Source organism: Novosphingobium album (ex Liu et al. 2023) (genome assembly GCF_029076845.1).
Taxonomy (GTDB): domain Bacteria; phylum Pseudomonadota; class Alphaproteobacteria; order Sphingomonadales; family Sphingomonadaceae; genus Novosphingobium.
This window is the reverse complement of record NZ_JARESE010000035.1, coordinates 1-9,977: the sequence shown is the minus strand read 5'-3', so window position 1 is coordinate 9,977 and position 9,977 is coordinate 1. Positions and strand designations below refer to the sequence as shown.

Annotated in this window: 6 protein-coding genes and 1 pseudogene; 3 read left to right on the top strand and 4 right to left on the bottom strand. The window is 63.5% G+C overall.

The window, feature by feature from the left end; genetic code table 11:
* Window positions 1-60 precede the first annotated feature (60 nt).
* Entirely contained in the window at window positions 61-516 is a 456-nt protein-coding gene (locus PYV00_RS11440) for an acyl-homoserine-lactone synthase (RefSeq protein ID WP_275228397.1), read from the bottom strand.
* 184 nt (window positions 517-700) lie between these two features.
* Entirely contained in the window at window positions 701-1,462 is a 762-nt protein-coding gene (locus PYV00_RS11435; protein ID WP_275228396.1) for a helix-turn-helix transcriptional regulator, read from the bottom strand.
* 347 nt (window positions 1,463-1,809) lie between these two features.
* On the opposite strand from PYV00_RS11435, the gene PYV00_RS11430 reads away from it, so the two are divergent.
* Entirely contained in the window at window positions 1,810-2,736 is a 927-nt protein-coding gene (locus PYV00_RS11430) for a DUF7146 domain-containing protein (RefSeq protein WP_275228395.1), read from the top strand.
* Window positions 2,737-2,787: 51 nt separating this feature from the next.
* Window positions 2,788-4,818, top strand: a complete 2,031-nt coding sequence (locus tag PYV00_RS11425; protein WP_275228394.1) for a ParB/RepB/Spo0J family partition protein — start codon at window positions 2,788-2,790, stop codon at window positions 4,816-4,818.
* A 68-nt stretch (window positions 4,819-4,886) separates the two neighbouring features.
* Here the strand turns inward: PYV00_RS11425 and PYV00_RS11420 are convergent, their stop codons facing one another.
* Together PYV00_RS11420 and PYV00_RS11415 are read right to left on the bottom strand one after the other, a co-directional pair.
* Window positions 4,887-5,456, bottom strand: coding sequence for a type II toxin-antitoxin system VapC family toxin (locus PYV00_RS11420; RefSeq protein WP_275228393.1), 570 nt, complete (start codon window positions 5,454-5,456; stop codon window positions 4,887-4,889).
* Between the two features lie 2 nt (window positions 5,457-5,458).
* Window positions 5,459-5,773: a hypothetical protein gene (locus tag PYV00_RS11415; protein ID WP_275228392.1), complete on the bottom strand. Its 315-nt coding sequence runs from the start codon at window positions 5,771-5,773 to the stop codon at window positions 5,459-5,461.
* Window positions 5,774-5,966: 193 nt separating this feature from the next.
* Here PYV00_RS11415 and PYV00_RS11410 point away from each other — a divergent pair.
* A pseudogene (locus tag PYV00_RS11410) lies at window positions 5,967-9,943 on the top strand (strawberry notch-like NTP hydrolase domain-containing protein).
* Window positions 9,944-9,977 lie beyond the last annotated feature (34 nt).

The window sequence follows — 9,977 nt, the reverse complement described above, 5'->3', positions numbered from 1 at the left end:
CATGCCCCACCACCTGCGGCACCTCAATCTACACCGGAAATTACACCACGACCGCGGACGCTAACGAATTTCGTGGAGCCAGCCGGAATCCGCGATGCAGGTGTAACGGTCGATGCCGCGCTGCAGCGCGTATTCGACTACGGCAGTGGTCAGCGCGTTGCGCACCTGCCGCCTCTCCGCCGCAGGCAGGGAAGGGGACACGCAGCCTCGCGTCAATTCGAGGATGTTTGGGCCCGTCGGGACCGGTCCATCGCAAAGGTCCGGGAAGAGATTTCCCAGAATATGAGGGCGATCACTGGGGAGCAGACGGATCGAGCCACGATGGCGGCCATCGTTATCGGTCGCGATGCAATAGACGCTATGAGGACTATCGAACTGATCGACTTCGAATTCGCCGTCGATGACTGGCACGTCCCATCGGCGCAGATCGACAAAGATGCGCTTGCGATCGCGGTACATAGCGTCGAACAGCGGATGGCATCCGGGCTGTTCGGCCCCCTCGAAAACATGGATCATCTCGAAACCCCTGTCTGGAACTGAGGCCGATGATCCTGCGGAATTTCAGGTTGGCGTTACCCTCCAGGTAGAGGGTTGCACGCCATAATCTGTCGGGAGGTCAGCTGTCCCGAACAAGGTGCGATCCGACTATCCATGATCGCAGCATGGCCCAATCTCTTGCGACAAGCAGGCACGCTGATTTTCAGAAAGCGTTTCGCCCAAACACATCCGCATAGGTGATGACGCCGTCGAAGATTGCACGAAGCACCATCAGGGAGCGCTGGGCGTTGCCGTAGATCCGGCGTGCGGTTTCGACGTGGCCATGGGCGGTGGTGCGGGAAATCCCAAGAACGCTGCCGATCTCGTCGTCGGTCTTGCCCCGGCCGACAAGGATCATGGCCTCACGTGCCCGCGGGCTGACGTGCGGAATCGTCAGCGGCTCTACGTCATTCAAGGCTCGAATGATGCGCCGCGCCGACTCAAATGCATGCGTGGCCACAGCCTGCGCAAGCGCAAATGCGTAAGGATGCAGCCGTTCAAAATCTCTGGCGGCAAAGGAACAAGTCCCCTGATATTCGCCTGGCATATGCACCGGGATGGTGATCCCCACCTTCAACCCGTAGCGGGCAGCGGAATCGAGGATGTGGCGGTGGTGATCCCCAAGGACCATATGTCGATCGAGCTCGGTCCAGATGAAAGGGCTGACCAGGCGGGCGCTGACCGCATGAACCGGATCGATCGTAAAGTAGCCTTTCTCCAGACTCTGGTCGATCCAGTCTGGATGATAGTTGGTCAAGCGGATGGCGTCGCCGGGCGGCGACAGGAGATCAACGTGATGGCCGAGCGCGAACTGATCGAAGCCAAGCCTCGCGGTGAGCTCGATCATGGCCGCTTCGAGCTGTGGTAAATCCTTTGCCCCGCGCAACCTGGCGACGGCCAGGTCCAGATTAAATTCCTTGTTCACCGGATAGCGCCTCCCTCCTGGCGTTCGCCTATGCCGAAACAGGCTGGAATTGCCCCAATGTGGATGTATTAATGTATTCGCAAGTCTATCTACGAAATCATTCAAGTCTTTGCGGAGGTGGTGCAAGGAATGAGACGGATCGGGCTGCAGCGAATCAATATCCACTGCGGCTAGCGATGGCAAGTCCGCCAAGGTGCATAGTCTCGATAAAGTCAGGAAACGATCCAGCATGACCCCGGAAAATTAGATGGAGAAGGGGGAGGCGCATCGGATGTGGCGGTGGTCGGGCTCCAAGCGCCGACCTCGACGCTGCCGTGATGCCCACCGAATGTTCCAGGCTGCCGCTCATGACTCGAACCATTTTTCGCGCACAAAACCCCGACCTCGAGACATTGGGCGCGGATCTCGTCAAACGCCTCGGCGGCATCTGGAAGGATGATCGGGGAATGTGCCTGTGCCCCGCCCATGCCGATCGCAACCCCAGCCTTTCGGTGCGGGTTGGGAAATCAGCGCTGCTGTTCAAATGCTTCGCCGGCTGTGACAATCGCGATGTGTTGCGCGCCATCGCGAAGATCGATGAGTGGGCGTTGCAGAAATGCCCTGAGGTTCATGCCCATCATACCGTGCCTGCGGAACCATCATGGCGCCGCGCTCGAGTACGCGATCTGTGGGATCGCTCCCTGCCATTGCCGGGAACCCTGGCGGCAGCCTATCTCCGGCGACGTGGGTTGGTGATCTTGCCGCCCGCCTTGCGCTTCTGCGGGCGCACGCCGCTGGGTAGGGGGCGGGATGCAGTGTTTCGTCCGGCGATGAACGCGGCAATCCATGAAGGCCATGAACTTGTGGCGGTTCAACGCACTTTCTTCGAGATCGACCATCCGCGCCGCGCCCGCGATCTCGGCAATCCCCGCCGCATGCTGGGACGACCGCGAGGCGGTGCTGTCATGCTGGCTCCAGTTGGAACGATATTGGGTCTTGCCGAGGGTATCGAGACTGCGGTCTCGGCGATGGTGCTGCTCGATATTCCAGTGTGGGCGACGCTCGGCAGCGAGAGACTGGCGCGCATCGTCATCCCGGTCAGCGTGACGCATCTGATCCTGCTTCCCGACAATGACAATGCCGGGCGCATCGGCGCCGCCAAAGCTCTCGAAGCCTACGCCATGCCTGGCCGGACCATCGAACTGATCTGGCCGCCTGCTGGCTGCAAGGACTGGAACGATGCCCTGAGAAGCGGAGAAGAGGGGGTGGGGAGCATATGGCGGCAGGTGGCCTGAAGGGTCGGGCCATTGAGGCGATCTCGCCGCCGCTATCAGGAGATCCTCTTCATGTCCGAACTTCCCATTCTCGTGTCTGCGGCCAGCCTTGAAAAATCCCCCGCCAACGTCCGCAAAACCAGCGACCCACAAGCCGATGCCCGGCTTCAGGCCAATATCGCCGAACGCGGCATCCTGCAGAATCTGGTCGGCGTGCCGGTGGCGCGCAAAAAAGGACATTATCGTATCACCGCCGGCGGCCGACGGCTCGATGCCATTCACCGTCTCATCGCCGCCGGCAGCTTTCCTCAAGATTATGCTGTCCCGGTACTGGTGCTCAAGAATCCCAAGGACGCGGTCGAGGTCAGCCTTTCGGAGAACTTTTTTCGTTTGGGCATGAATCCCGCTGAAGCCTGCCGGGCCTTCCGCGACGTTATCGAGGTAGAGCGCAAGACGCCCGCCGACATCGCCAAACGCTTCGGCGTCACCGAGCGCTTCGTGCTCGGCCGCCTGCGGCTCGCGCATCTCGCCCAACCCATTTTCGACGCGCTGGAAGCCGATGAGATCACGCTCGACGTCGCCAAGGCCTATTGCACCACCGCCGACACCGCACGACAGGCGGCGGTGTGGCAAGCACTCTGCGAAAGCTATGCACGCGACAATGTGAGCGAGATCCGCCGCCAGCTTGCCGCCTACAGCTACCGGGCAAGCGATCCCAAGGCGCTGCTGGTCGGCCGCGACGCCTATCTCGCCGACGGCGGTCGGGTCGAGGATGCCGACCTCTTCTCCACCGCCGCCGATGAACGCTGGATCGACACGCATATCCTCGATGCTCTGGCGGAGGCCCGGCTGGCCGCCGAGGCAGAGGCGATCCGCGAGCGCGAAGGGCTGGGCGAGGTCCGCGCCGTCGCCAGCGGGCGCGTTCCCTATATGGAAACCTGCGGTCTCAAACCACTGAGCGGCGAGCCCAAGTCTCTGACGGATGAGCAGGAACTGCGCAAAAAAGAAATCGAGGCCGAGCTCGAACAATGGAACGCGGCGTTCGAAGACGGCAATTGCGGGGCATGCGATGACGATGAAACGCATATCGCCGCGCTTGAAGCCGAACTGGCGGGTTATCTCGAAACAGCGCCGGTGATCGACGAGAGCCAGAAAGCATCGGCGCTGGCCTATCTCGTGCTCGCCGAGGATGGCACGCCGCAGATCCACGAGCAATTCTATGCCGCCCCGGTCGATGGCGGCGATACCGGCGAGGATGAAGACAGTATACGCATCGACGCAGCGAACAATGAATCACCCGATGAGGTGGAAAACGGACCGGCCCGCCCGGCGCTGAGCCAGCGCCTGCGCGATATGCTGGCGATGATGAAGACCGAACTGCTCGCCGTCCATGTTGCGTGCGATCCCGCTTTCGCGCTCGATCTCGGGACCTTCATCATGGTCGATGCCGCATGCCGCTATTCGTCCGAAGAGATTCCGAGTGAATTGCGTGCGCCGACACCCGCGCGCTTGCTCGGTGATTTCAGGCCCGACACAGCCGCTGCTACCGAATGGACGAAACTGGATGAAGGTCTCGATCGCAGCTGGCTCGACCATCGCCCGTCGATCATCGACCGCTATGATGCCTTCTGCGCGCTGCCCGATGAAGCACGCGCCGCGTGGCTTGGTTGGGCCATCGCGCGAAGTCTGCGGGCGGTGCCTGCCGGCGATGACGGCAGCGATTTCATCGACCATCTCGGACGCAAGCTCGGCATCGACGTTGCCGCCTGGTGGCGACCAACCGCGCTCACCTATTTCGACAGACTGGGCAAACCCGCCATTCTCGAGCTGTTCGAGGAGATCGGCGGCAGTGAACTGCGAACGCGCTACGCGGGCTCGAAGAAGCACGATCTCGCAGCCTCGGCCGAGCGGCTGTTCGGCGGTCATGTTATCATGGATCCGCAAGTCCAGGCGCGCGCGCTGGCCTGGCTGCCGGAGGAAATGCGCTTCGGGCCGTCGATGGACGATGGCGATACGCTGATTGATGATCGGATTGGCGATACGGTAGTTCTGGCGTCACCCGGTGGTGACGCTGACGGCGAATGTCTGGCCGAGGCTGCGTGATATCGGGATGGGCAAGGATTTTCGCTCATGCCCTTCTGGCAGCGAAATCTTTGCTGGTCGCGCCGTCGTCAGGCTTCGCGGCGATAGAGCAGCACCCGCCCTGCAGGCACGAGCTGGAGCAATAGATCGAACTCCGCGACATTCGCGGTGAGCACGGTGAAACCCAGCTTCATCGCCTGCAGGAACAGGGTACAGTCCTGCAAGGCCTTGAGCCGCGCATCGCGGGCATAGCCCTGCAACCGGCACAACATCCCCGCCAGTAAGGCTGCGCGCCCGAGAACTTCGGCATCGGGCGCAAACATGCGATGGCCGGGCATGGCGTCGAGCTGCGCCCGAACTGCGGCGATGACGCTTGCCGTGCGCTTGTCCTTTGGATTGAGTACGCCCAGCGTGTGCATCAACTCCTGCACCGCCACCGTCGAATGGTTGACCTGCCGGGTTTCGATCATGCGTTCGTTCAATGCAGGAGCACGGCCCTGCATCTGGTCGATATAGACGCAGGTATCGAGCAGCAGCGCTTGCCCGGCAAGCGTGCTGTCATCGGCGAACGGAAGCAGGGCATCGCCGCGCCGCGCCAATGTCTTTCCCGGATCGAAGCGTGCCCAGCGCAGCGCCGCTTCGACATCGAACCCCGCCAAGATCAGAAACCCAGCTTGAGGTCCGGATCGACCGTGCCGCGTACCGCCTTGAAGCGTTCGGCGAAATTGTCTTCCAGCGCGACATTGGCCAGGGCGAACTCGATGAGATCGGTGTCGGTGGCGATACCCGTCTGCGCCTTGGCCTTGCGGATGAGTTCGGGGCTGATGCGCCCGCCGATCCGGCCGCTTTTTTCGTGGAGCAGACCCGACAGTTCCGCCGCCGCCATCACCGCCTTGACCCTGCTTTCGCTGGTGGTGCGGAAGGCGCCCGTACCTTCGGGTTTGGATGTTTTGCGCTTTCCGCCGATCATACCCATGACGCTGGCCTTTCCGTCCGTTCAACTAAATTCGATTTTGTCTAACATAGGGCATCGTCGGGCCGCGATCAAGATGGTCGCCGCAAATCTGCGGCAATCGTTCAGCCAACCAGCGAATCAACGCGCCAGATGGTCTGGCAAGGGAGCGGAGTGAGGGGGGAGGGTTCGTTTCGTTCATCGAGAAAGGTGCCACATGCCTTCAGCCCAACTTGCCCTGTCCCCGCCCGCCGACAGCAATCTGTGCCTCTGTGAGGTGGCGCGTACGATTAAACAACGCCTGCGTTCGGGCACCCCGATCACCCGGCAGACCCTGAAACGCCTGATGGTCGAAGCCTTCAGCGTCGATGATGCCGGTGGAACCTGGTCAATGCGCGATGCCTATGACGCGCTCGAAGCCGCGCAGGTGCTGCTGCTGGCCGATGCTGATTGCCCACTGCTTGCGGGCGATGATCTCGCAGACCAGTTCCGCGGCCTGCGTGCCTTCGAGCAGGGGCTGCCGACCCAGACCTATCGTTCCGAACGGCAGATCGATCTGCAACAGTTCAGCACCCCGCTCAGCCTGGCCTGGCTGGCGGGCCTCGCCGCTGGATGCCGGGCCGACGACATCGTGCTCGAACCCTCGGCGGGCACCGGCATGCTCGCCATCCATGCCCATCGCCATGGCGCGCGCCTGCTGCTCAACGAATGCGATCTGCGTCGCGCCAATCTGCTGGAAAAGCTGTTCGCCCAGCCGGTGACGCGCCATGATGGCGAGAATATCGACGATCACCTTGCCGGAACGCCGCGTCCGACGCTGGTGCTGATCAACCCGCCCTTCAGCCGCAGCGCCGGGCGCGGTGTCGATCGCCATGCGGGGGCACGCCATCTGCGCGCGTCACTGTCCCGGCTTGCCCCCGACGGGCGCTGCGTCGCCATCATGCCGGCCAATTTCGCTGTCGATGGCACGGCCGCGCTCGGCTATACGGCGGTGGCCGAACTGGCGTTACCCCGCGCCGAGATCACCATCGGCGGCCATGCTTACGCCAAGCACGGCACGTCGATCGACGTTCGCCTGCTGGTGTTCGACAAGGGCTGGGCGGGAGAGCCCCAGCGCCATTTTGCGGCGACGATCGATGACGCGTTGGAGCTGGTGCTGGCGGTCCCGCCGCGGAGCAATCCCAGGAATCCCCTGACGCCCGAACCGCAGCCAGCCGCCCTGCCAGTGCCGCGCCCGGCTCCCCTGCCGATCGCAAAGCCGCTGCTTGCCAGATTGCCAGTCCGCCGTCCCGTGCCGCCTTCGCGGATCGCCGTCATCGACGATGCGCCCGAGTCCTTGTCCTATCGCCTGCGCGACACGCCGCTGCCGCCGGGCGAACCGGTCGGCATCTATGCGCCCTGGCGACTTGCCCGCATCGAGATCGAGGGCGCAACGCCGCATCCCGATGATCTGGTCGAATCGATCGCCATGGCTTCGGTGCTGCCACCGGCGCCGCAGCACCGGCCCTTGCTCCAGCGCCGGTCGGTGGCGGCGCTGTCTGATGCCCAGCTCGAAGCCGTGATCCTGGCCGGCGATGCCTTCGCCCGCGATCTGCCCGGTCGCTTCGAGCCCAATGCGGCCGGCGACCAGTTGCATGAGGAGGAAGGCGGCCAGATCTACCGCACCGGCTTTTTCATCGGCGACGGGACGGGTGTAGGCAAGGGCAGGGAGGTCGCCGCCTGCATCCTCGATCGCTGGAACCAGGGGCATCGCAAGGCGATATGGGTCAGCCGTGGGACGGCCCTCCTGGAAGATTCAAGGAGAGATCATGGCGCGCTCGGCGGCCTGCCCATCGACATCCAGCCGCTCGACGCCTTCCCGCTTGGGCGACCGATCACCATGGACAGCGGTATCCTGTTTTTGACTTACGCCACCCTGCGCTCGGTGCGCCACGATCAGGATTCGCGCCTGCAGCAGATTATCGCCTGGGCCGGTGCCGACTTCGAGGGCATGCTGGTGTTCGACGAGGCCCATGAGATGGGCAATGCGGCGGGCACCGAGAGCGAATTCGGCAAGGCGCGCGGCTCGGAACAGGGGCTGGCCGGGGTGCGGTTACAGAACGCCCTGCCGCGCGCCTGTGTACTCTATGTCTCGGCGACCGGCGCGACCAAGCCCGAAAACCTGTCCTATGCCTCGCGTCTTGGCCTGTGGGGACCGGGCACCGCCTTCGCCACCCGCGACCTGTTCCTGTCGGCGATGGAGGAGGGCGGGGTCGCGGCCATGGAAATCGTGGCCCGCGATTTGAAGGCAATGGGCCTCTATGTGGCGCGCGCTCTGAGCTTTGCCTGTGTCGAATATGAAGCGCTGATCCACAAGCTCACACCCGGCCAGATCGCCATTTACGACAGATTCGCAGACGCGTGGTCCATCGTGCATCAGCATCTCGACGCCGTGCTCAAGGCGACCAACATCGTCGACCGTATTTCCGGGGCGACGCTCAACGCCCGCGCCAAGGGTTCGGCGCTGAGCCGCTTCGAAAGCTCCAAACAGCGATTCTGGCTCGCCTTGCTAGTGGCGATGAAGATGCCGACCCTCCTCCCGGAGATCGAGAGGGAAATCGCGCGCGGTTACGTCGCGGTGATACAGCTCGTCACCACCGCCGAGGCGATCCTCGAACGCCGCCTTGCCGAACTGTCGCCAGAGGAACGCGCCAGTCTGTCGCTGGAGGTCTCGCCGCTGGAAATTCTTGTCGAGTATCTACGCCACGCTTTCCCGATCCGCCAGATGCGCGCGTTCAAGACGGCGGACGGGGCCGTCCGCTCCGAACCGATGCTCGATGCCGATGGCGAGCCGGTGCTGAGCCAGGAAGCCATCGCCGCGCGAGACGAACTGATCGAGCAGCTTTGCGCCATGCCCGCCGTCCCTGCCGCGCTCGATACGCTGCTGGCGCATTTCGGGACCGAGCGGGTTGCCGAGATCACCGGCCGCGCGCGCAGGCTGGTGATCGGAAAGGACGGGCGCCAGACCATTGAGCGGCGTAGCCAGCGTGCCAATCTTGTCGAGACCAGCCAGTTCATGGACGGCGAGAAGCCGATTCTGGTGTTCAGTTCGGCGGGCGGCACCGGGCGTTCCTATCATGCCGACCGTGCCTGCAAGAGTGCCGCCAAACGCCGCATCCATTTCCTGCTCGAACCGGCTGGCGCGCCGATGTGGCGATCCAGGGGCTGGGCCGCAGTCATCGCACCAACCAGACCGTGCCGCCGGTGTTCCGCCCGGTGGTGACCGATTGCAAGGGCGAGCGCCGCGCTATCTCCACCGTCGCCCGGCGGCTCGACACGCTGGGCGCCTTGACCCGCGGCCAGCGCCAGACCGGCGGGCAAAATTTGTTCCGGCCCGGCGACAATCTCGAAAGCGATATGGCGAAAGAGGCGCTCGGCCAATGGTATCGGTTGCTGCACCACGGCAAACTCGCCAGCGTCACCATGGAAGCCTTTCAGGCGATGACCGGGCTGAAGCTGATCGACGAGCACGGCCATCTGCTCGAACGCCTGCCCCCCATCCAACGCTGGCTCAACCGGCTGCTGGCGCTGCGCATCGCGGTGCAGAACGCCATCTTCGAGGAATATATGGGGCTCATCCAGGCCCGCGCCGATGCCGCGCGCGAGGCGGGAACCTTGGATGTCGGTGTCGAGACGATCCGCGCCGAAAAGATCGTGACGCTCGCCGATCAATGTCTGCGCCGCGATCCGCGCACCGGCGCGGAAACGCGGTTGTTGCATCTCGAACTGCATCTGAAGCCGCGCGTAACCGGGTGGGACCGGCTGATGCGCATCTGGGGCCGCGGCGAGGACATCGCCATGCTGCGCAACACGCGCTCGCACAAGGTGGCGCTCAGCGTGCCATCCTGGTCGATCACCGACGAGGAAGGGCAGGTCATCCCGATGCGCGAGCTCATCCGGCCGATCGGGACAAGGCGCATCACGCTGGAGCAGCTTGCCCAAAGTCACTGGCAGGCCGTCGACCCCGATCCTTTCCAGCAGACATGGATCGAGCAGGCCGCTGAAGCCGATGCGGTGAGCGAGATCGAGACGATCCATGTCGCGACCGGGCTGCTGCTGCCGGTCTGGCATAAATTGCCGCAGGAAGATGTGCGGGTCTGGCGGATCGACGATGGCGCCGACACCTGCGCGGCGACAACTACGATGGCCGGTTGAGCGGCGACTATGATGGCCGGTAGGATCGGTTGTC